Annotated in this window: 18 protein-coding genes and 1 pseudogene; 9 read left to right on the forward strand and 10 right to left on the reverse strand. The window is 67.9% G+C overall.

All coding sequences use genetic code 11. The annotated features are described in order from the left end of the window. Positions 1-74 precede the first annotated feature (74 nt). The 4 genes from panD to VL15_RS30195 form a co-directional block, all read right to left on the reverse strand. Positions 75-461 carry an aspartate 1-decarboxylase gene (gene panD / locus VL15_RS30180; RefSeq protein WP_031398432.1) on the reverse strand — a complete coding sequence of 129 codons (387 nt, stop codon included), beginning with the start codon at positions 459-461 and terminating at the stop codon, positions 75-77. Between the two features lie 44 nt (positions 462-505). Continuing rightward, positions 506-1,345, reverse strand: coding sequence for a pantoate--beta-alanine ligase (panC, locus tag VL15_RS30185; protein ID WP_048250364.1), 840 nt, complete (start codon positions 1,343-1,345; stop codon positions 506-508). A 259-nt stretch (positions 1,346-1,604) separates the two neighbouring features. Further along, positions 1,605-2,477 carry a segregation and condensation protein A gene (locus tag VL15_RS30190; protein ID WP_048250365.1) on the reverse strand — a complete coding sequence of 291 codons (873 nt, stop codon included), beginning with the start codon at positions 2,475-2,477 and terminating at the stop codon, positions 1,605-1,607. 4 nt (positions 2,478-2,481) lie between these two features. Beyond that, positions 2,482-2,670, reverse strand: a complete 189-nt coding sequence (locus tag VL15_RS30195; RefSeq protein ID WP_048250366.1) for a DUF3460 family protein — start codon at positions 2,668-2,670, stop codon at positions 2,482-2,484. Between the two features lie 244 nt (positions 2,671-2,914). Here VL15_RS30195 and VL15_RS30200 point away from each other — a divergent pair, with 244 nt between their 5' ends. The 4 genes from VL15_RS30200 to VL15_RS30215 all read left to right on the forward strand — a co-directional run bounded on the left by VL15_RS30200 (position 2,915) and on the right by VL15_RS30215 (position 10,791). Then, positions 2,915-4,729, forward strand: a complete 1,815-nt coding sequence (locus VL15_RS30200) for an autotransporter assembly complex protein TamA (RefSeq protein WP_048250367.1) — start codon at positions 2,915-2,917, stop codon at positions 4,727-4,729. A 28-nt stretch (positions 4,730-4,757) separates the two neighbouring features. Further along, positions 4,758-8,786, forward strand: a complete 4,029-nt coding sequence (locus VL15_RS30205; protein ID WP_048250368.1) for a translocation/assembly module TamB domain-containing protein — start codon at positions 4,758-4,760, stop codon at positions 8,784-8,786. A 269-nt stretch (positions 8,787-9,055) separates the two neighbouring features. After that, a complete protein-coding gene (locus VL15_RS30210) occupies positions 9,056-9,778 on the forward strand; it encodes a hypothetical protein (protein ID WP_048250369.1) in 723 nt (240 codons plus the stop codon). Then, complete coding sequence (locus tag VL15_RS30215) at positions 9,775-10,791, forward strand: methyltransferase (protein WP_048250370.1); 1,017 nt, start codon at positions 9,775-9,777, stop codon at positions 10,789-10,791. Before VL15_RS30210 ends, VL15_RS30215 begins: the two co-directional genes overlap by 4 nt. A gap of 81 nt (positions 10,792-10,872) precedes the next feature. On the opposite strand, the gene metG is transcribed toward VL15_RS30215, so the two are convergent. From metG to VL15_RS42875, 3 genes are all read right to left on the reverse strand, one after another. After that, positions 10,873-13,026 carry a methionine--tRNA ligase gene (metG, locus tag VL15_RS30220; protein WP_048250371.1) on the reverse strand — a complete coding sequence of 718 codons (2,154 nt, stop codon included), beginning with the start codon at positions 13,024-13,026 and terminating at the stop codon, positions 10,873-10,875. A 374-nt stretch (positions 13,027-13,400) separates the two neighbouring features. Further along, complete coding sequence (locus VL15_RS30225; protein ID WP_048250372.1) at positions 13,401-14,045, reverse strand: OmpA family protein; 645 nt, start codon at positions 14,043-14,045, stop codon at positions 13,401-13,403. Positions 14,046-14,228: 183 nt separating this feature from the next. Further along, complete coding sequence (locus VL15_RS42875) at positions 14,229-14,384, reverse strand: hypothetical protein (RefSeq protein ID WP_164991964.1); 156 nt, start codon at positions 14,382-14,384, stop codon at positions 14,229-14,231. A 9-nt stretch (positions 14,385-14,393) separates the two neighbouring features. On the opposite strand from VL15_RS42875, the gene apbC reads away from it, so the two are divergent. The 5 genes from apbC (at position 14,394) to VL15_RS30250 (ending at position 20,028) form a co-directional block, all read left to right on the forward strand. Then, entirely contained in the window at positions 14,394-15,485 is a 1,092-nt protein-coding gene (gene apbC, locus VL15_RS30230; protein WP_048250373.1) for an iron-sulfur cluster carrier protein ApbC, read from the forward strand. A gap of 133 nt (positions 15,486-15,618) precedes the next feature. Beyond that, positions 15,619-16,155, forward strand: coding sequence for a superoxide dismutase [Cu-Zn] (gene sodC / locus VL15_RS30235; protein WP_048250375.1), 537 nt, complete (start codon positions 15,619-15,621; stop codon positions 16,153-16,155). Between the two features lie 112 nt (positions 16,156-16,267). Beyond that, positions 16,268-16,837: a dCTP deaminase gene (gene dcd / locus VL15_RS30240; RefSeq protein ID WP_047898759.1), complete on the forward strand. Its 570-nt coding sequence runs from the start codon at positions 16,268-16,270 to the stop codon at positions 16,835-16,837. An 81-nt stretch (positions 16,838-16,918) separates the two neighbouring features. Further along, on the forward strand, positions 16,919-19,198 hold the full coding sequence (locus VL15_RS30245) for an arginine/lysine/ornithine decarboxylase (protein ID WP_048250376.1): 2,280 nt from the start codon (positions 16,919-16,921) through the stop codon (positions 19,196-19,198). Next, positions 19,198-20,028: a lysozyme inhibitor LprI family protein gene (locus VL15_RS30250; RefSeq protein WP_048250377.1), complete on the forward strand. Its 831-nt coding sequence runs from the start codon at positions 19,198-19,200 to the stop codon at positions 20,026-20,028. Before VL15_RS30245 ends, VL15_RS30250 begins: the two co-directional genes overlap by 1 nt. An 84-nt stretch (positions 20,029-20,112) precedes the next feature. On the opposite strand, the gene VL15_RS30255 is transcribed toward VL15_RS30250, so the two are convergent. The 3 genes and pseudogenes from VL15_RS30255 to VL15_RS30265 all read right to left on the reverse strand — a co-directional run. Continuing rightward, positions 20,113-20,796, reverse strand: a complete 684-nt coding sequence (locus tag VL15_RS30255) for an HAD family hydrolase (protein ID WP_048250378.1) — start codon at positions 20,794-20,796, stop codon at positions 20,113-20,115. A gap of 94 nt (positions 20,797-20,890) precedes the next feature. Beyond that, complete coding sequence (argH, locus tag VL15_RS30260; protein WP_048250379.1) at positions 20,891-22,300, reverse strand: argininosuccinate lyase; 1,410 nt, start codon at positions 22,298-22,300, stop codon at positions 20,891-20,893. 137 nt (positions 22,301-22,437) lie between these two features. Then, positions 22,438-22,966 (reverse strand): annotated as a pseudogene (locus tag VL15_RS30265) (transcriptional regulator); the annotation flags it as partial.

Consider the following 22,966-nt stretch of genomic DNA (forward strand, 5'->3'; position numbering starts at 1 on the left):
TGATCCGGCCCTTCGACTGCAAGCGGCGCAGCCGCTCCCGCCTGCGCGCCATGGCACGCAGGCGGTCCATCGAGTTACGTCCAGTTCTGCGTCGGCACGTGATCGCGGTGGCCCTTGATCTTGTTGCCATCGTCGATGAACACGAGCTTCGGCTTCCAGCCGGCCTGCAGTTCGGCTTCGTCGACCATCGCGAATGCCGCGATGATCACGAGGTCGCCGAGCTGCGCGCGGCGTGCGGCCGAGCCGTTCAGCGAGATCATCCCGCTGCCGCGCTCGCCCTTGATCGCGTACGTCGAGAAGCGCTCGCCGTTGTTGATGTTCCAGATGTCGATCCGTTCGTTTTCGACGATGTTCGATGCTTCGAGCAGGTCTTCGTCGATTGCGCACGAGCCTTCGTAGTGCAGCTCGCAGTGCGTGACTGCCGCGCGGTGGATCTTCGATTTGAGCATGTGGCGCTGCATGGTGTCTCCGTGATGCGTCGTGAGAGGCGCGGGCGGGCGGCCCGTCAGATTTCGAGATTGTCGATGAGGCGCGTCGCGCCCAGCTTCGCGGCCGCGACCACGACGAGCGGCTCGCCGGCTTCGAGTTCGGCGGCGCTTGGCGCGATCAGGTTCGCGCGGCGGCGGATCGACAGGTAGTCGGGCGCCCAGCCGCGATCGGCCAGGTGCGTGCGTGCCTGTTGTTCGAGCTTGCCGAGGTCGCGCTCGCCGGCGAGCAGGCTTTCGCGCATGCGCTGCAGCGTCTTCGCGAGCTCGGGCGCCTCCTGGCGCTCGTCGGCCGACAGGTAGCGGTTGCGCGACGACAGCGCGAGGCCATCCTCGTCGCGCACGGTTTCGGCGGCGATGATGTCGACCGGCAGCGCGAGCTGCTGGCACATGCGGCGCACGATCATCAACTGCTGGTAGTCCTTCTTGCCGAACACGGCGACGCGCGGCTGCACGCAGGCCATCAGCTTCGACACGACCGTGCACACGCCGGTGAAGAAGCCGGGCCGGAATTCACCTTCAAGGATCCCGCCGAGATCGTCCGGCGGCAGCACGCGGTATTCCTGCGGTTCCGGGTACATGTCGCGCTCGGTCGGCGCGAACAGCACGTAGACGTTTTCCTTCTGCAGCTTCTCGATATCGTCCTGGAGCGTGCGCGGATACTTGTCGAAATCCTCGTTCGGGCCGAATTGCAGCCGGTTGACGAAGATGCTCGCCACGACCGGGTCGCCGTGCTGGCGCGCGAGGCGCATCAGCGACAGGTGCCCTTCGTGCAGGTTGCCCATCGTCGGCACGAACGCCGTGCGGTTCTGTCCGCGCAGCTGGTCGCGCAGTTCATGGATCGAGCTGATGACTTTCATGATCGGGTAGCGGGTTCCTCGCGCACGCGCGCGTTGGCGCCGCGGCAGCGGCGTCGGGGTCGAAGCGGAGAACGCCGGCGCGCGGGCGGCGCATCGGGCGTCGGCGGATTGTAGAGGATTTGGCCGCCAAACGCATCGAAAAAAGTACGATCGTTCACTTTTTAGTCGGGCGTGCGGGAACCGAGCGCACGGCTACCCGCCGCGGTGAAGCGGCGGATGTCGGCATGAATCGGGAAAACGGGAAGGGTGGGTGCGGGCCTTACGCTGGCAGGTACGCGAGGCGCACGTAGATCGGCGCAAACGGCTCGGCTTGGGTGATCTCGAGGAGCGATTCGCGCGCGAGTTCGAGCATCGCGATGAAATTCACGACGACGACCGGCACGCCGCGCGACGTGTCAAACAGGTCGGCGAACTCCATGAAGCGCGCGTTCTGCAGCCGGCGCAGGATCAGGCTCATGTGTTCGCGCACCGACAGCTCCTCGCGGGAGATCTTGTGGTGCTGGACGAGCTTCGCACGCTTGAGCACGTCGGCCCACGCGCCGCGCAGGTCGTCCGAATTCACGTCGGGGAAGCGCGGCGTGACGCTCTGCTCGATGTAGACCTCGGCGCGCAGGAAATCGCGGCCGAGCTGCGGCAACTGGTCGAGACGCTGCGCGGCGAGCTTCATCTGCTCGTATTCGAGCAGGCGGCGCACGAGTTCGGCGCGCGGATCCTCGGCTTCCTCGCCGGTATCTGCCTTCTTGACCGGCAGCAGCATCCGCGACTTGATCTCGATCAGCATCGCGGCCATCAGCAGGTACTCGGCCGCCAGCTCGAGGTTCGTCGTGCGGATCTGGTCCACATAACCCAGATATTGCGCGGTGACCTGCGCCATCGGGATGTCGAGCACGTTGAAGTTCTGCTTGCGGATCAGGTAGAGCAGCAGGTCGAGCGGGCCTTCGAACGTCTCGAGGAAGATCTCGAGCGCATCGGGCGGGATGTAGAGATCCTGCGGCAGCTTGAAGAGCGGCTCGCCGTACAGGCGAGCGAACGCCGCGACACCGTCGACCGTGTCGGGTGTCGAATCGGCGCCCGCGGGCGCGGCGACCGCGTCGTCCTGCCGGGCGGCGCTGGCCTCGTCGGCGGCGCTCACGTCGTCAGAAGTTCTGGTAGTAGACGTACGACGTTTGCTTCACGCCCGATTCCTGCTGGTCGGCGCGCTCTTCGAGGTCGATCGGCTGCTTGTCCCACAGCAGGGAACGGCCCTTGCGCTGCTCTTCCTCGAGCGTCGGCTTCTGCTGCTTGAGCTGGTTCAGGAACTGCGTGACGTCGGACTGGTACGGCATGGCTGGATTTTCCGTTTCAGGCGGCGCACGATGCGCCGGATTCGCAATGGCGGGATTTTACCGCATCGCGGGGAACAGCCGGCGTCAATCGCGCGTCGAATCCGCGGGCCGGCGCCGACAGGGCATCGTGCCGCGGTCGCACCGGCCCGCGGCGTCTTTCAGAAACGTTTAGCTTTGGCGTCGGCGCCCTGTGGTCAAATACAGGGTTTCCACGAAACCGTGACAACCGAGGGCGAGGTCATATTTGGCGGGGCAGTCGAACCAGCAAGCACACACGGCACATGACACCGGCGCGCGCACGGAACGCAACCGCGCCGGCGCCGCGGCCCGCGTCGCGCGGGCAACCTTCGCGGGTTGCGTCGCCGCGTTCTTCGCGCTGCCGGCCCTCGCGAAGTACGACGTCGACATCGACGCGCCGCGCTCGGTCCGCAAGCTGCTCAAGTCGCATCTCGATATCGCGCGCTTCGCGAAGCGCGACGACATCAGCGACGACCAGTTCGACTTCCTCGTGACCGCCACGCCGCAACAGGTGCGCGACCTGACCGCGACGGCCGGTTATTTCTCGCCGGTCGTGCGTACCGACGTGCGCACGCGCAACGGCAAGCGCGATGTGCGCATCGCGGTCGATCCGGGGCCGCAGACCGTCGTGTCGACGGTCGACCTGACATTCAAGGGGCCCATCGACACCGAGGATCCGAAGCAGGAGGCCGCGACCCGTTTCGCGTTCTCGATGAAACCGGGCGACCCGTTCACGCAGTCCGACTGGGACGGTGCGAAGGGCGCGGCGCTCAAGCAACTGCAGTCGCGCCGGTATCTCGGCGCGAAGATCGCGTCGTCCGAGGCGCGCATCGACCCGCGCACGCAGCGTGCGACGCTCGCGGTCACGTTCGACAGCGGCCCGACGTTTACGATCGGCAAGGTCGACGTCGACGGCGTGCGCCGTTATCCGGAGAAGATCGTCACGAACGTCAATCCGCTGTCGGAAGGCGAGATCTACGACGTGCAGCGGATCACCGAACTGCAGCGGCAGTTGCAGAACACGCCGTACTACGCGAGCGTCGCGATCGACGTCGGCGACGATACGGCGAAGCCCGAGCTCACGCCCGTGCACGTGAAGGTCAGCGAGTTCCCGTACAACAACATCCGCGGCGGTGTCGGCTTCGCAACCGATACCGGGCCGCATGTGCAGGGCTCCTATACGTATCTCGACACGTTCGGCGCCGCGTGGCCGCTGACCGTGTCGGGCCGGCTCGACCAGATCCAGCAATACGGGCAGGTCCAGCTGTCGATGCCGCCGGGCGAGAAGGGCTGGACCAACAGCGTGCTGGCGTCCTATACGAATACCAATGTGTCGGACACGCGCATCTACAGCGCGCGGGTCGGCGCGCAGCGCACGCGCACCGGCCAGTTCATCGACTATTCGTATTCGCTGATGTTCTACCAGGACCGGCTCGACCAGAACGGCGCGGGGCCGACCACGAGCCACGCGCTTGTGCCGCAGTGGGCATGGACGCGCCGCAACGTCGACGATCCGCTGTTTCCGCGTTCGGGCAACCTGATCCATGCGGAGGCCGGCTTCGCGGTCAAGGGCGCGTTGGCCGACCAGACCTTCATCCGCGGTTACGCGCGCGGCCAGCAATACCTGCCGATCGGCAAGCGCGACCTGTTCGTGTTCCGCGCGGAACTCGGCGGCGTGTTCACGAGCGGCAGTTCGTCCGGCGTGCCGGCGTCGCTGCTGTTTCGCGCGGGCGGCTCGAACTCGGTGCGCGGCTACGGTTACCAGAGCATCGGCAACAGCGTCGACGGCTCCGTGCTGCCGACCAAGTACCTGATGACGGGCACCGCCGAATACCAGCACTGGTTCAACCGCGACTGGGGCGCCGCGACGTTCTTCGACATCGGCACTGCCACCGATGCGTGGGGTGAGCGCGTGTTCTACCCGGGCGTCGGCATCGGCGCGCGCTGGCGCAGCCCCGTCGGCCCGATCAACGTCGACGTCGCGTACGGGTTGCGCAACCATAGCGTGCGCCCGTACCTGACGCTCGGCATCGCTTTCTGACCGTACCGCTTCATCGACGACCAACCGCATGACGAAGGACCCGAACGACACGCCGCAGCCTCACGATCCGGACTCGCCCGACGGCGCGCCCGACACGCCGCCGCGTGCGCCGCGCAGCGGGCGCGCGGTGCGCGTCGTCGCGTGGACGCTCGCGACGGTCGTGCTGCTCGTCGTGCTGGCGGTTGGGCTCGTGCTGGCCGCGGTGACGACCGAGCGCGGCACGCGGCTCGCGTGGCAGGCGGCCGAGCGCGTGCTCGGTGCGCGGCTCGCGGGCACGCTCGAAGGCGGCTCGCTCGCGACCGGCGTACGGTTGCGCGGGTTCGCCTGGACGAGCCCCGACGGTACCGGCACCGACATCCGCATCGACCGGCTCGACGGCCGCTGGGCACTGACCCGCGCGCCGTGGCGGCTGTCGATCGCCTATCTGCGTGCCGGCACGATCGACGTGCGGATCGCGCCGGGGCCGTCGACGCCGGGCACGACGCCGCAGGACCTGAGCCTGCCGCTGCAGTTGCGGATCGACGACCTGCGTGTCGATCACCTCGCGATCCACGACGGCGGCTCGACGACACAACTCGACCACCTCGCGCTGAACGGCCGCAGCGACGGCCGTCACCATGAACTCGTGCTCGACGGCGTCGATACGCCGTTCGGCGCGCTGACCGCCCGCGCGAAGCTCGACGGCGTGAAGCCGTTCGCGCTGACCGGCGAAGCGACCTACACGGGCAAGCTGTCCGACGAGCCGGTCGACGCGCGGGCCCGCGTGTCGGGCTCGCTCGAGGCGCTCGTCGCCGACGTCGATGCGAGCGGGATGAAGCTGAACGGGCGCGCGCACGTCGAGGCCGCGCCGTTCGGCACGGTGCCGCTCACACGCGCATCGCTCGCGTTCGATCACGTGAACCCGCAGGCGCTCGCGCCCGGCGCGCCGGCCGCCGATCTCGCGGTGCGCGCGGAACTCGCGCCCGTCACGGCACCGGCCGGCACCGCGCCCGCGAAGGGGTTCGCGGTGACGGGCCCGGTGTCGATCGTCAACGCGAAGCCCGGCACGCTCGGCGACCACCTGCTGCCGGTGATCGACGCGCGCGCGACCGTGCATCTCGACGCGCACGCCCAGCGGATCGACGATCTCGCGCTGAAACTGATCCGCGACGGCAGCGTGACCGGCAGCGGCACGCTGACGGGCGGCAAGGGCCACTTCGACCTGAAGGCCGCGAACCTCGACCTGAACGCATTCGTCGCCGAGCTGCGGCCGATGCGCCTGGGCGGCCCGCTCGGCGTGACGCTCGCGGGTGACGTGACGACCGTCGATTTCAACCTGAACGACCCGAAGCTCGCGCTCGGCGCGCGCGCGAAGGTTGCGCTGACGTCGCAGCAGACCGTGCTGACCGACGCGCGCGTGACGGCGGGCAAGGGCCGTATCGACCTGACGGGGGTGTTCCGCCACGACGCGCATTCGAGCTACGACGCGAAGGCGACGCTGACGGCGTTCGATCCGCTGCTGCTCGCCGCGATGAGCGCGCCGAAGGCCGGCGGCAAGGCGGCCAAGGCGCCGGCCAAGCGCGGCGAGACGCGCGTGTCGGGCACGCTGACCGCATCGGGCGCGTTTGCGCCGCAGGTGTCGACGAAGGCGACCTTCAAGCTCGGCGACAGCCTGTACGACGGCGTGCCGCTGACCGGCGCCGGCGTCGTGCAGCTCGCCGGCTCGCGCATCCTGCCGAGCAACGCGAGCCTGTCGATCGCGGGCAACCACGTCGACCTGCGCGGCAGCTTCGGCGCGCCCGGCGACCGGCTGCGCTTCGTCGTCGACGCGCCACAGCTCGACCGGCTCGGCTTCGGCGTGGAAGGGCTCGTGCAGGCGCAGGGCGACCTGACCGGCAGCTTCGCGCATCCGAACGTGACGGGCACCTACAAGGCCGAGCACGTCGTCGTCGGATCGAACCGGATCGGCGCCGCGCAGGGCCGCGCGGATATCCGCGACGGTGCGCACGGCGCGCTCGTGTTCACGGCCGACGCGACCGACATTGCGCTCGGCTCGCTGAAGCTGAAATCGCTGCGCGCGAACCTCGACGGCACGCGCGCGAAGCATACGCTCGACGCATCGGCGCTCGGGATGGCCGGCGGGCGCGTGATCGACGTGACGCTCGCGGCGAACGGCGGCGTGGTCGAGAACCGCGACGGCATGCGCTGGGACGGCACCGTCACGCGTCTCGCGAACCGCGGCACGCCGGCCATCGCGCTGCAGGCGCCGCTCACCGTGTCGGCCGGCGCCGGCCGCGTGACGCTCGGCGCGACGCGGCTCACGCTCGAAGGCGCGGCGATCGACCTGAAGTCGTTCGTGTTCGATCACGGCCAGATGCGCTCGGCGGGTTCCGTGAGCGGCGCGTCGGTCGCGCGTTTCCTCGAGGTCCGCCAGGAGCTGACGGGCCAGCGGCCGCCGCTGCGGACCGACGTCGTGCTCGACGCCGACTGGGATTTCTCGCTCGGCGCGAACGCGACGGGCTATGTGCAGGTGAAGCGCCGCGGCGGCGACGTGACGATCGAGAGCGGGCGCGGCATCGCGTCGCTCGGGCTGACCGACCTGTCCGCGCGCGCGCGCTTCGCGCCCGGCAACCGGCTCAACGTGACGGCGCTCGCGAAGGCGAACCGGATCGGCACGCTCGATGCCAACGTCACGGTGCCGTTCGCGCTGCGCGACGGCATGTTCGGCGTCGTCGACGATGGTCCGCTGGCGGGCCGCATCGATGCCGACATCCCGGCGCTGAAGACGACCGGCAACCTGTTCGGGCCGAGCTACCTGCTCGGCGGGCGCGCGGCGCTGAAACTGACGGTCGCCGGCACGCCGGCGAAGCCGAACCTGTCGGGGATGCTGACGGGCGACGACCTGTCCGCGACGCTCGTCGACCAGGGCGTCCAGCTGAAGGACGGCATCGTGCGCGTGAAGCTCGCGGAAAACCTCGTCGAATTCCAGCAGGTCGAGTTCCACGGCGGCGACGGCACGCTGCGCGCGCTCGGCCGCGTGCGCCTCGACGGCGAGGCGCCCGACCTGACCGCGAGCATCGTCGCGGACAAGCTCGAACTGTTCGCCGCGCCGGATCGCAAGCTGTCGCTGTCGGGCAAGGCGACCGTCGCGAACGACGGGCCGCGCGGCGCGCTGTCGATCGACGGCAAGTTCGTCGTCGACCGCGCGTTGTTCGACCTGCCCGAGGAATCGGCGCCGCACCTGTCCGACGATGTCGTGATCGTGCAGCCGGACGGCACGGTGCGCGGCGAGACGCCGACCGGCACCGCGGTCGCGAAGCCGCAGCCGGCCGCGGACAAACCGGCGCCGTCGCTCGCGCCGCGCGCGAACATCGACATCGGCCTCGGCAACAACTTCCGCTTCAAGGGCCACGGCGCGGATCTCGGGCTGCGCGGCACAATCACCGTGATGAGCGCGCCGGGCGTGCCGCTGCGCGCGGTCGGCAACGTGCGTGTGACGGAAGGATCGACGTATACGTCGTTCGGCCGCAAGCTCGCGATCGAGAACGGCTTCTTCACGTTCAACGGGCCGGTGTCGAACCCCGGCGTCAACATCCTCGCGATGCGGCGCAACCAGGAGGTCGAGGCCGGCGTGCAGGTGACGGGTACGATCCAGTCGCTGACGGTCAAGCTGGTGTCGGAGCCGAACGTCACGGACAACGAAAAGCTGTCGTGGCTGCTGTTCGGGCACGGCACGGACCAGGGCAACAACGTCGGCCAGCAGGGCACGATGACGGCGGCGCTCGGGCTGCTCGGCAGCGTGACCGGCAAGCGCGTCGCGCAGACCTTCGGTCTCGACGAGTTCTCGATCGGCCGCAGCGACGTCGGCCTGACCGATCCGCAGGTCGTACAGGTGTCGAAGGCGATCAACGAGCGTTTCGTGCTCGGCTTCGAGCAGGGCCTGCAGTCGGCGAGCAACGCGTTCAAGGCGACGATCAACCTGACGCGCTTCTGGTCGGTGTCCGCGTACGGCGGCACGTTCCAGGGTGTCGACCTGAACTACACGCGGCGCTTCGACCGCTGGTTCGGGCAACGGTGACGGCGGGCGCGGGCGGCGCCCATGCTGTTCCCGCGCCGATTGTTTCAGCTGCGTGCGCTTTGCACGGGCTTTCTTGACATTCGATCAATTCCTTCTAGATTGATCTCGTTCGCGCGACCTGCGCGGAGCCGACTCGCGATGCAATGCGCGTCGACGTTTCGATTTCATCAACGATACGCGATGGGCACGGGGCGATACGATCGGCGGGCGCAGCAGCTCCCGCCCGTTGCGTCACGCCTGCGTCGATGGCGTCACGCAGGAGCACGCCGATGGAAGCGGTACTGGCGCACGTGAGGCGGAGCAGGCGCGACTACGAGAATCTTCCGTCGTTCGACCGGTTGCGAAACGATCGCCTGCCGCCGCTCGTGCGGCTCGAATTCATGCGCGGCTTTGCGTTCTTCGTGATGGCGTTCGGCGACCTGAATCGCTACGTGCTGCGCGTGGAACCGCCGGCCGATGTGCACCAGGCGCGCGTGCACGCGCATACGCGCGAGGACGACCATCACTGGCCATGGTTTCTCGAGGATGTCGAGACACTCGGCTGGAACGACGCGACGACGACGACCGATGCGCTGCGCATGCTGTGGAGCGAACGAACCTGTCGCAGCCGCCTGCTGATGTACGAGCTGTGTGCGATCGTCGCCGACGCGGATGGTGTCGAGCGCCTTGCCGTCGTCGAAGCGATCGAGGAGACCGGCAACGTGCTGTTCGCGCTCACGACGCGCGTGGCCGGGCAGGTACGCGCGCAGACGGGACGCGAGTTGCGCTACCTCGGTGCGTTTCATTTCGCGCTCGAGTCGGGCCATCTGCAGAACGGCGAGCACGCGGAACTCGTATCGATCGCGCTGGGCAGCGACCGCCGCGCGCGCTGCATCGCGCTCGTCGATCGCGTGTTTCGTGCCTTCACCGCGTGGACGCATGAGGCCGCGCGGCAGATCGATGTGGCGGCCGCCAGGCCCGATGCCGTGCAGGCCGTGCGGAGCATGTCATGAGCGCCGTGCCGCCGCGTCACGACGACCGCGCCGCGTGCGATATCGCGCGCGGCCTGTTCGTCGGGCCCGCGATGCTGATCGCGCATCGGCTCGGCCTCTTTCGCCGTCTCGGTGACGGGCCGGCGACCGTTGCGGCACTCGGCGACGCGCTCGGGCTCGCGCGCCGGCCGACCGAGGCGCTGGCGAATCTCGCGGTCGCGCTGGGCTTCGCACGGCGCGAAGCCGATCGTTATGCGCTCACGTCGCTGGGCGAGGACCTGCTGCTCGAACGGAGTCCGACGTACTTCGGCGCGTTCTGGGATCTGATGTACGACAACGCCGATACGTTCTCGGTGGCGGGCCTCGAGGCCGCGTTGCGGCGCGACGCGCCACGCGCGTATGGCGACGCGGACATCTTCCGCTCTCATGAGCAGCAGACCGAACTCGGCATGCGCTTCATGCGCGCGATGGAGAGCCTGAGCGCATCGCATGCGCCGGTATGGCCGACGCGCATCGATCTCGGCGCGCATCGGCACATGCTCGACATCGGCGGCGGTTCCGGTGCGCACATCAAGGGCGCGCTGGCGGCGTGGCCCGCGTTGCGCGCGACGCTGTTCGATCTGCCGACGGGGTGCGAACTGGCCGCGCGGTTCGTTGGCGGGCCGCAGTGGCAGGGGCGTGTCGTGCTGCATGCGGGCGACATGTGGCGCGATCCGTTTCCCGACGCCGACCTGCATTTCTATTCGAACATCTTTCACGACTGGCCGGCCGAGCGTAATGCGTTTCTCGCGCGCAAGAGTTTCGACGCCATGCCGCCCGGCGGGCGCATCGTGCTGCACGAAGTGCTCTATCGCGACGACAAGAGCGGCCCGCTCGCCGCGCCCGCATACAGCCTGATGATGCTCGGGTGGACACAAGGCGAGCAGTACTCGGCGCGCGAACTCGAAGCGCTGCTCGCGGATGCGGGTTTCGTTTCGATCGAGACCGTGCCGAGTTTCGGCGATCACAGCCTCGTCACGGGCATGAAGCCGTGACGATGTGCGTGAGGTCGCGCGAATAAAAAAAAGCCCCGCACGTATCGTGCGGGGCTTTGCGCAGGCGGAGGTGCGCTCGCGTTACTTCACGCGCATGCCGGGCTTCGCGCCGCTGTGCGGCTCGAGAATGTAGAGGCCCGGCTCGGCCTTCTCGTCGGTGGCCGATGCGGCGAGCACCATCCCTTCGGACAGGCCGAACTTCATCTTGCGCGGCGCAAGATTCGCGACCATCACCGTCAGCTTGCCGACGAGCTGCTCGGGCTGGTACGCCGACTTGATGCCCGAGAACACGTTGCGGGTCTTTTCCTCGCCGACGTCGAGCGTGAGCTGCAGCAGCTTGTCCGAGCCTTCGACGGCCTGGCACGCGACGATCTTCGCGATGCGCAGGTCGATCTTCGCGAAATCATCGATCGAGATGGGGGCGTCGTCAGCGCCGTTCACGACGGCCGGCTTCGCGTTCGCCTTGGCGTTCTTCGTGTCCTTTGCGGCGTTCGCGCTCGCGGCGGCCGCACCGGTTGCCTCGGCCTGCAGCGAATCGCGGTTCGCGGCGAGTAGCGCTTCGATCTGCTTCGCGTCGACGCGCGTCATCAGGTGCTGGTATGCCTTGATCGGCTGTTCCGACGACAGCGGTTTCGCCGCATCGACCCACGCGAGCGGCGCGATCCCGAAGAACGCCTCGACCGATTCGGCGACGCGCGGCATCACCGGCTTCAGCGCGAGCGACAGCAGGCGGAAGGCCTCGAGGCTCACGCTGCAGGTTTCGTGCAGCGCGACCGCATTGGCCGGATCCTTCGCGAGATCCCACGGCTTCGCGCCGTCGACGTACGCATTCACTTCGTCCGCGAGCTCCATCGTGTGGCGCAGCGCGCGGCCGTATTCGCGCGCTTCATAGTTCGCGGCGATCTGCGGAATGGCATCGCGCAGCTTCGCGACGAGCGGATGGTTCATCGCGCTGTCCTGCACGCGGCCGTCGAAGCGCTTGATCAGGAAACCCGCCGCGCGGCTCGCGATGTTCACGTACTTGCCGACGAGGTCGCTGTTCACGCGTGCCTGGAAGTCGTCGAGGTTCAGGTCGAGGTCTTCCATCGTCGCGTTCAGCTTCGCGGCGAAGTAGTAGCGCAGCCATTCGGGGTTCAGGCCCGTGTCGATGTAGCTCTGCGCGGTGATGAACGTGCCGCGCGACTTCGACATCTTCGCGCCGTCGACCGTCAGGAAGCCGTGCGCGAACACGTTGGTCGGCGTGCGGTGGCCCGAGAACTCGAGCATCGCGGGCCAGAACAGCGTGTGGAAGTACAGGATGTCCTTGCCGATGAAGTGATACTGCTCGGTCTTCGAGCCCGGGCGGATCCACGCATCGAAGTCGATGCCGTTGCGGTCGCACAGGTTCTTGAAGCTCGCGTAGTAACCGACCGGCGCGTCGAGCCACACGTAGAAATACTTGCCGGGCGCGCCCGGGATCTCGAAGCCGAAGTACGGCGCGTCACGCGAGATGTCCCAGTCGGCGAGCTTGGCTTCGCCGGCGTCGCCGAGCCATTCGCGCATCTTGTTGGTCGCTTCGGGCTGCGCGAGGCCGCTGACCCATTCGCGCAGGAACGACTCGCAGCGCGGGTCGGACAGGCGGAAGAAGTAGTGCTTCGATTTCTTGCGCACCGGCGTCGCGCCCGACACGACCGAATACGGGTTCAGCAGTTCGGTCGGCAGGTAGGTCGAGCCGCACACTTCGCAGTTGTCGCCGTACTGGTCCTTCGCGTGGCACTTCGGGCACTCGCCCTTGATGAAGCGGTCCGGCAGGAACATTTCCTTGACGGGGTCGTACGCCTGCTCGATTTCGCGCTCGGCGATCAGGCCGGCTTCCTGCAGCGCGAGGTAGATCTTCTCGCTCAGCACGCGGTTCTCGTCCGAATCGGTCGAGTAGAAGTTGTCGAACGACACGCCGAAGCTGTCGAAGTCGCGCTTGTGCTCGGTCCACACGCGTTCGATCAGCTGCTTCGGCGTGAGGCCTTCCTTCTCCGCGCGCAGCATGACCGGCGTGCCGTGCGTATCGTCGGCGCCGATGTAATAGACCTCATGGCCATGCATTCGCAGCGCCCGCACCCAGATGTCGGTCTGGATGTACTCGACCAGGTGGCCGATGTGGATCTGCCCGTTGGCATAGGGCAGTGCGGACGTAACGAGGATCTGGCGGCTGCCTTGCGGCGCCGCAGCCTGCACGGAAGTGAGGTCGGATGCGGACATAGGGTCTGTAGAGGAACAGCGGAAAAACGACGGGAAAGTGCGATTCTAGCAGGGGCACGGGCCACCGAGGCTGGCAGGCGCCGCGACCGGGCGCCGGAAGGGATGGGGCCGCTTGAACGGCGTGCCCGAGGGGGGGTGTTGCGGCGCAACACGAATTTCGCGGGCAAAAAAAACCGGGGCGGATACGGCCCCGGAGCAACAACGACAAGAGGAGAATGGTGACGGGCCGGCAACACCAGCCACGTACCGTAAATACTGACCACGGCCCGCGACGGAAGTTCGAAATTTTTTTCGACTTGTTACCGGCCCCGGCGGACGCTTGGTCCGGCGGGGCTGCGCGGGCGGCGTGCCCGTGCGTTCTCCTCGTCGTGCGCTTACTGCGCCTGCGCTGCGCGCAGGTAGATTTCGACGCGGCGGTTCTGTGCGCGGCCGGCTTCGGACGCGTTGTCCGCGATCGGGTTCGACGCGCCCATGCCTTGCGCCGACAGACGGCCGCCGTTGACGCCGCGCTGCGCGAGCGCGTTCACGACGCTTTGCGCGCGGTTCTGCGACAGCGTCTGGTTCAGTTGCGCCGAGCCCGTGCTGTCCGTGTAGCCGACGATCGATGCCGTCACTTGCGGGTTCTGGTTCAGCGTCGTCGCCAGGTCGTTCAGCAGCGGCGTGAAGGCCGGCGTGATCGCGTACTGGTTCGTCGCGAACGTCACCGCGCTCGGCACGTTCAGCTTCAGCGAGCCGTCCGGCTGCTCGGTCACCTGCGTGCCCGTCTGGGCTGCCGACGGTGCGAGCTTGTTCTTGATCGCCTGCCAGTTGTAACCCGTCACGCCGCCGACCAGTGCGCCGACGCCCGCGCCGATCGCCGCGCCCTTGCCGCCGCCCGCCAGCGCGCCGATGCCTGCGCCCAGCGCCGCACCCGTGCCGGTACCGACGGCCGTGTTGGTGCCTTGCGGCGATGCGCAGCCTGCCAGCACTGCACCGGCCAGGGCGAAGACGGACAGGCGAGTCGCGATTTTCATGTTCATCTTGGATTCCTCTCTTGGTTGAACGAGTCGACAACGACAACAACAGTTACGGCTCCCCGCGCGGGCCGCCCGGAAAAGGCGGGCCGGCCAGCGCTCGCGGCAGCCGCCGAGGCGGCCGCTTGCCCTGTCCGTCAGCGTGGCTGTTCGGACAGCGTGACGCGTCAGCCTCTACAATATAGGCGGTTAGTGGCCGATTTGGCCCCATAGCATGCCGCAGGCGAAGATTGCGCCGGGTCGCGCGTTCGCGCAATGGCGTGCAACAGATTCTTTCACTTTTCCCGATTTTCGCAGCGTAATTTGATATTTTTTGACGTTTGCGCGCGAGAAAAACGTTTTCATGGAGTTTCGATGAGCATTGACCGGGCACAAGTCGACGCCGCGCTGGCGGCAGTCGTCGACCCCAATACCGGCCGCCCGTATGCGGCGAGCAAGGGCGTGCGCAACGTCGCGATCGACGGCGACGTCGTGGCGCTCGACGTGGTGCTCGGCTACCCGGCGCGCAGCCAGCACGACGACGTGCGCGCGCGCATCGTCGCGGCGCTTCAGGCCGTGCCCGGCGTGCGCGACGCGCGCGTCGCCGTGTCGCAGGAGATCGTCGCGCACACGGTGCAGCGCGGCGTGAAGCTGCTGCCGAACGTGAAGAACATCGTTGCGGTCGCGTCGGGCAAGGGCGGCGTCGGCAAGAGCACGACGGCCGTGAACCTCGCGCTCGCGCTCGCCGCGGAAGGCGCGTCGGTCGGCATCCTCGATGCCGACATCTACGGCCCGTCGCTGCCGACGATGCTCGGCATTCACGGCCAGCGTCCCGAGTCGCCCGACAACCAGTCGATGAACCCGCTCGTCGGCCACGGGCTGCAGGCGAACTCGATCGGCTTCCTGATCGAGGAAGACAACCCGATGGTGTGGCGCGGCCCGATGGCGACCTCCGCGCTCGAGCAGCTGCTGCGCCAGACCAACTGGCGCGAGCTTGACTACCTGATCGTCGACATGCCGCCCGGCACGGGCGACATCCAGCTCACGCTCGCGCAGCGCGTGCCCGTCACCGGCGCGGTGATCGTCACGACGCCGCAGGACATCGCGCTGCTCGACGCGAAGAAGGGCTTGAAGATGTTCGAGAAGGTCGGGATTCCGATCCTCGGCATCGTCGAGAACATGAGCATCCACATCTGCTCGAACTGCGGCCACGAGGAGCACATCTTCGGCGCCGGCGGAGCCGAGCGGATGGCGAAGGACTACGATGTGACCGTGCTCGGCAGCCTGCCGCTCGACATCGCGATCCGCGAGCGGGCCGACAGCGGCACGCCGACGGTCGCGGCCGATCCGGACGGCGCGCTGGCACGCCGTTATCGCGATATCGCGCGCGGGGTCGCGCTGGCGATTGCCGAGCGCGCGCGCGACATGACGTCGAAGTTCCCGACGATCGTTGTTCAAAATACGTAAAACCCTTGCGGGGCGGGGCCTCACGCTGTTTACGGCGCCGCGAGGCGCGGTATCATGGCGACTTTGCCCGGGTCCCTTTACCCGCCCGGCGCGGCCGTTGTGTCAAACGGCCGTCAGCCGGCATGAGGATCGAATGAAACAACGACATCACGGCGTGCGCGCCGGCCGCGCGCGGCGCGCGCTGCTGGCCGCCGCCGCGCTGGGCCTGCTGGCCGGCTGTACCTCCTTTTCCTCGTCGCACGAAAAACGGGCCGACGCACAACTGCAGCCGACGGTCGGCTCGCAGACGCGCGGCGCGGTGACGTTCGTCGAGCGTCCGGACGGCGTCCAGGTCACCTACAACCTGGTCGGCCTGCCGCCGAACAGCGATCACGCGTTGCAGGTGCACGAGCGCGGCGACTGCAACGCGGGCGACGGATCGAGCGCCGGCCCGGTGTTCGCGCCGGCCGCCGATCGCCTGCGCGCGGGCGCCCGCGTCGCCGGCGATCTCGGCAACATCCATGCGGATGCGAATGGCGTCGCGGCCGGCTTCATCGTCGCTCCTGATCTGGCCCTCGATGGCGTGCGCTCGGCGATGAACCGCGCGGCACTGGTGCACCGCGACTCGAGCGATCCCGCGTTTCCGCAGCATGGCGCGGGGCCCGCGCTCGCTTGCGGCGTGATCCGTTGACGGCTGCCGCGTGCGCCGCGCGATGATCGCGTAAAATGTCCGCCTTTCCCGGCCGCCGCCTCGCGCGAGCGGCGCCCCCTGATTGTCACGCAGCGTTTCCTGGCGCCCCGATATGAGTATCAAGTCCGACAAATGGATTCGGCGCATGGCCGAAGAGCACAAGATGATCGAGCCGTTCATGCCCGATCAGGTTCGCGAGTCCGCGGACGGCCGCCGGATCGTCAGCTACGGCACGTCGAGCTACGGCTACGACATCCGCTGCGCGGACGAATTCAAGATCTTCACGAACATCAACTCGACGATCGTCGATCCGAAGAACTTCGACGAGGGTTCGTTTGTCGATTTCAAGGGCGACGTGTGCATCATCCCGCCGAACTCGTTCGCGCTGGCCCGCACCGTCGAATATTTCCGCATCCCGCGCACCGTGCTGACCGTCTGCCTCGGCAAGTCGACCTATGCGCGCTGCGGGATCATCGTCAACGTGACGCCGTTCGAACCCGAGTGGGAAGGCTACGTCACGCTGGAATTCTCGAATACCACGCCGTTGCCCGCGAAGATCTACGCGAACGAAGGCGTCGCCCAGGTGCTCTTCTTCGAGAGCGACGAAGTGTGCGACGTGTCGTATGCCGATCGCGGCGGCAAGTATCAGGGTCAGCGCGGTGTCACGCTGCCGAAAACCTGATCTGGTTGCATAACGTCTCACCAGTTTCCGGGTGACCGCTGCGCGTGACGCGCCGCGGTCGTTCTTTTTGGAGAATCGCCCATGAAGTTTCGTTTTCCCGTCGTCATCATCGACGAAGATTTCCGCTCCGAGAACATCTCGGGCTCCGGCATCCGGGCATTGGCCGAAGCGATCGAGAAGGAGGGCGTCGAAGTCCTCGGCCTCACGAGCTACGGCGATCTGACGTCGTTCGCGCAGCAGTCGAGCCGCGCGTCGTGCTTCATCCTGTCGATCGACGACGACGAACTCATGCTCGGCGAAACCGGCCCGGACGGCGAGCTGCCGGAGCTCGCGACCGCGATCATCGAGCTGCGCGCGTTCGTCACCGAAGTGCGCCGCCGCAACGCGGACATCCCGATCTTCCTGTACGGCGAGACGCGCACGTCGCGCCATCTGCCGAACGACATCCTGCGCGAATTGCACGGCTTCATCCATATGTTCGAGGACACGCCGGAGTTCGTCGCGCGCCACATCATCCGCGAGGCGAAGGTCTATCTCGACTCGCTCGCGCCGCCGTTCTTCAAGGAACTCGTCAAGTACGCGGACGAAGGCTCGTACTCGTGGCACTGCCCGGGTCACTCGGGCGGCGTCGCGTTCCTGAAGAACCCGCTCGGCCAGATGTTCCACCAGTTCTTCGGCGAGAACATGCTGCGCGCGGACGTCTGTAACGCGGTGGACGAACTCGGCCAGTTGCTCGACCACACGGGCCCGGTCGCCGCGTCCGAGCGCAATGCGGCGCGCATCTTCAGCGCCGACCACCTGTTCTTCGTGACCAACGGCACGTCGACGTCGAACAAGATCGTCTGGCACGCGACGGTCGCGCCGGGCGACATCGTGCTGGTCGACCGCAACTGCCACAAGTCGATCCTGCACGCGATCACGATGACGGGCGCGATCCCCGTGTTCCTCACGCCGACGCGCAACCATTTCGGCATCATCGGGCCGATCCCGCGCGACGAATTCAAGCCGGAAAACATCCGCAAGAAGATCGAGGCGAACCCGTTCGCGCGCGAGGCGCTGCGCGAGAACCCGGACATGAAGCCGCGGATCCTGACGATCACGCAGAGCACGTACGACGGCGTCGTCTACAACGTCGAGATGATCAAGGACCTGCTCGGCGACCTGCTCGATACCCTGCACTTCGACGAAGCGTGGCTGCCGCATGCGACGTTCCACGACTTCTACCGCGACATGCACGCGATCGGCGACGGCCGTCCGCGCACCGGCGCGCTCGTGTTCGCGACGCACTCGACGCACAAGCTGCTCGCCGGCATCTCGCAGGCGTCGCAGATCGTCGTGCAGGATTCGGAGAACCGCACGTTCGACAAGCACCGCTTCAACGAGGCGTACCTGATGCACACGTCGACGAGCCCGCAGTACGCGATCATCGCGTCGTGCGACGTCGCGGCCGCGATGATGGAGCCGCCGGGCGGCACCGCGCTGGTCGAGGAATCGATCGCCGAGGCGATCGATTTCCGCCGCGCGATGCGCAAGGTCGACGCCGAATACGGCGACGACTGGTTCTTCAGCGTGTGGGGCCCGGACAACCTGTCGGAAGAGGGCATTGGCTCGCGCGAAGACTGGATGCTGAAGCCGAACGACCACTGGCACGGCTTCGGCCCGCTCGCGGAAGGCTTCAACATGCTCGACCCGATCAAGGCGACGATCATCACGCCGGGGCTCGACGTCGACGGCGAGTTCGGCGAGACGGGCATTCCGGCCGCGATCGTCACGAAGTACCTGGCCGAGCACGGGATCATCGTCGAGAAGACCGGCCTGTACTCGTTCTTCATCATGTTCACGATCGGCATCACGAAGGGCCGCTGGAACTCGATGGTGACCGAGCTGCAGCAGTTCAAGGACGATTACGACAACAACCAGCCGCTGTGGCGCGTGCTGCCGGAATTCGTCGCGCAGCATCCGCGTTACGAGCGTGTCGGCCTGCGCGACCTGTGCGCGCAGATCCACGACGTGTACCGCGCGAACGACATCGCACGCCTGACGACGGAGATGTACCTGTCGGACATGGAACCGGCGATGAAGCCGTCGGACGCGTTCGCGAAGCTCGCGCACCGCAAGATCGATCGTGTGCCGCTCGACGAGCTCGAAGGCCGCGTGACGAGCATCCTGCTGACGCCGTACCCGCCGGGCATCCCGCTGCTGATTCCGGGCGAGCGCTTCAACAAGACGATCGTGAACTACCTGCGGTTCGCGCGCGACTTCAACGAGCGTTTCCCGGGCTTCCACACCGACATCCACGGCCTCGTCGCGGAAGAGGTGAACGGCCGCGTCGAGTACTTCGTCGACTGCGTGCGCGACTGATGGCGACGCACGGACGATTCCGGGCGATGCGCGCGGCGCTGGCCGCGCTCGTCGTCTGGGCGGCAGGGTCGGCTGTGTCGGGTGTCGCGCACGCGGAAGTCGCCGCGGCCGACCCGATCGACGTCGCGATGCGGCAATGTCTCGCGCGGCGCGACCGTTCGTCGACGGCCGGCCAGATCCAGTGCATGGGCGAAACGCAGCAGCAGTGGCAGGCAGTGATGGACGGCGCCTACCAGCGCCTGTTGAAGGATGCGCCGGCCGATGCGAAGCGCGGCTGGCAGGACAGCCAGCGTCATTGGCTTACGTGGCGCAAGGATGAAGTGCATCTGCTGAAGGCCGTGTACGACACGACGCGCGGCACCGCGTACGCGATGTCGAGCGCCGACCTGCAGCTGCAGCCCGTGCGCGATCGTGCGCTTGCGCTGCGCGGCGCGGCCGATCGCTATGCGCCGCCGCCCGCCGCCGTACCGGTCGCGGCCACGAGCGGCGCGCAGGGTGGCGCGAGCGCGGCCCAGGACGCGGCCCAGAGCGCGGCCAAGCCGAACGGCAAGCCGGCGAACGCGCCGCGCGACCCGGCCGTGCGCCGCGTGCGGCCGTGCGAACAGGATGCCGCGTGCGAGCACGCGCTGTTCGACCTGAATCGCTATTACCAGAAGCTGCGCCGCAAGATGCCCGCGCATTCGGCTGCGACGCTCGTGCGTGCGCAGCGCGCGTGGATCGCGTTCCGCGATGCGACCGCACCGCTCGTCGGCGAGGACGGGCGCGTCGACCTGATCGGCGCGCGCATCGCGACGATGAAGCGGCTGTCGGAGACGGCCGGCAACAAATAAAGGCCGTCGCGACGCCGGTCGGTGGGCGACAACAAAACGGGCACCCTCGGGTGCCCGTTTGCATTTGGCTTGGTGGCTTGCGGCCTACGCAGGCTGTTGCGTGCCGTGCCGGCCGAACCACGACGGCACGAGCGCGACCGCATCGTCGAGCGATGCGAGCACGTGCAGGCTCAGCGCGACGATTTCGGGTGTCGGTGCCTTCAGGTCGGGCACGGTGACGACCGACGCGCCGGCGCCGGCAGCCGACTGCGCGCCGAAGTCGCTGTCCTCGAACGCGACGCAAGCGTGCGCCGGCACGCCGAGGCGTTCGGCCGCGAGCCGGTAGACGGCCGGGTCGGGCTTGCCGCGCGCGACTTCGTCGCCGCCCGCGATCGCGCGAAAGAACGGCAGCACGCCGACCGCGTCGAGCCGCGTGCGGATCACGTCGCACGCGGACGACGACGCGACCGCGCACGGAATGCCGGCCTGCGCGAGCGCGTCGAGCAGCGCGAACGCGCCGGGCTTCAGCGGAAACTTCGGATGCGGCTCGGGTGCCGCGAGCTGTTCGCGCACGCGGGTGCGCACTGCGTCGAACGTATCGGGGTTGCCGATCAGGCGCGCGAGGATGACCTGGCCTTCGGCGAACGAGCGGCCGACGATCTGCAGGTAGTCGGTGGCGGTCAGCACGACACCGTGCGCATTCGACACGTCGATCCACGTGTTCATGATGGTCCGCTCGGAATCGACGAGCAGGCCGTCCATGTCGAAGAGCGCGGCGGAAAAGGTCATCGGCGGCATCCGGGAAGCGGGGAAGGCGAGGGGCGGCACGACGGCCGCCCGAATGAAAAACGGACGCCGAAGGCGTCCGTCCGGAACAGCGGGCTTACTGGCCGAGCGCGGCGCGGGCAGCCTTGACCGCCGCGCGCACCTGGTCGGGTGCGGTGCCGCCCGGGTGGTTGCGGCTGGCGACCGAACCCTCGAGCGTCAGGTAGCCGAACACGTCGTCGCCGATCAGGTGCGCGACGTTCGGCAGATCCTGCTTCATCTCGTCGAGCGTCAGGTCGGCCAGGTCGATGCCGCGGTCGTCACAGATCTTCACCGCGTGCGCGACGGCTTCGTGCGCGTCGCGGAACGGCAGGCCGCGCTTCACGAGGTAGTCGGCGAGGTCGGTGGCGGTCGAGAAGCCCTGCAGCGCGGCCGCGCGCATCGCGTCCGGCTTCACGGTGATGCCCGCGACCATTTCGGCGAAGATCCGCAGCGTGTCGGCGACCGTGTCGACCGTGTCGAACAGCGGTTCCTTGTCTTCCTGGTTGTCCTTGTTGTACGCGAGCGGCTGGCCCTTCATCAGCGTGAGGAGCGCCATCAGGTGGCCGTTCACGCGGCCCGTCTTGCCGCGCGCGAGCTCGGGTACGTCCGGGTTCTTCTTCTGCGGCATGATCGAGCTGCCCGTGCAGAAGCGGTCTGCGATGTCGATGAAGCCGACGCGCGGGCTCATCCACAGCACGAGTTCTTCGGAGAAACGCGACACGTGCGTCATCACGAGCGCGGATGCCGCGGTGAATTCGATCGCGAAGTCGCGATCGGATACCGCGTCGAGCGAGTTCGCGCAGATGCCGTCGAAGCCGAGCGTCTTCGCGACCGCGTGACGGTCGATCGGGTAGCTCGTGCCCGCGAGCGCGGCCGCGCCGAGCGGCAGGCGGTTCACGCGGGTGCGGCAGTCGCGCATGCGCTCGGCGTCGCGCGAGAACATCTCGACGTACGCGAGCAGGTGGTGGCCGAACGTGACGGGCTGCGCGACCTGCAGGTGCGTGAAGCCCGGCATGATCGTGTCGGCATTCTGTTCCGCGAGGTCGAGCAGCGCGCCGCGCAGGTCGTTCAGCAGGCCGCCGATGCGGTCGATCTCGCCGCGCAGCCACAGGCGGATGTCGGTCGCGACCTGGTCGTTGCGCGAGCGGCCCGTGTGCAGGCGCTTGCCCGCATCGCCGATCAGCGCCGTCAGGCGCGCCTCGATGTTCAGGTGGACGTCTTCGAGGTCGAGCTGCCATTCGAATTCGCCGCGCTCGATCTCGCCCTTGATCTGTGCCATCCCGCGTTCGATCGCCGCCAGGTCGTCGGCGCTGATGATCTTCTGCGCGGCGAGCATGTTCGCGTGCGCGAGCGAGCCGGCGATGTCGACGAGCGCAAGGCGCTTGTCGAAAAACACCGACGACGTGTAGCGCTTGACCAGCTCCGACATCGGTTCCGAGAAGCGGGCCGACCAGGCCTCGCCCTTTTTGTGCAGTTGGGACGTCATGGCGATTCTTCGAAGGGGAGTTGGGCGGCGTGCGCCGCCGAGGGAATCCCGCGATTCTAACATTCGCGGGCCTGCCCGCCGACGCGCGCAGCCGTTCGCGGCGGCCCGCCGGCCGTTACCGGCGTGGCCCGGCCCGCTCAGTCGCGCACGAGCACGACCAGCTTCAGGTCCTCGCGGTGCGCGGGCTTCAGCGTGATCTGCTGGTACACGAGGCGGCCGTCGGCCGGGTGGTCGAATTCGCGCAGGCCGCCTTCGCGCTCGAACACGTCCTGCGACGCCCAGTACTGCGCGAACGCGTCGCTGCCGGCGGTCAGCGCGTCGATCAGCGCGCGCGTCGGTGCGTCGGTCAGGTGACGGATCGAATCGGCGCGGAATTCGGCCGCGAGCCGCCGCGCGCGGGTTTCCCAGTCGACGATCAGCGTGCGCGCGGCCGGCGACATGAACGTGAAGCGCAGCAGGTTGCGGTCGTGCTCGCCGTCGAGCCAGCCGGAAAACAGCGCGGCGGCCGGCGCGTTCCACGCGAGCGCGTTCCATTGCCGGTCGAGCACGTACGCGGGCGTCGCGATCGCCGCGACGGTCGCGGCGAGCGTCGGCGGCAGGTCGCCGCCCGCGACGTCGGGCTCGGCCGGGTCGCGCTGCAACTGTCGAAGGCCGAGCGCGCGTACC

This window comes from Burkholderia cepacia (assembly GCF_001039005.1).
Taxonomy (GTDB): domain Bacteria; phylum Pseudomonadota; class Gammaproteobacteria; order Burkholderiales; family Burkholderiaceae; genus Burkholderia; species Burkholderia theae.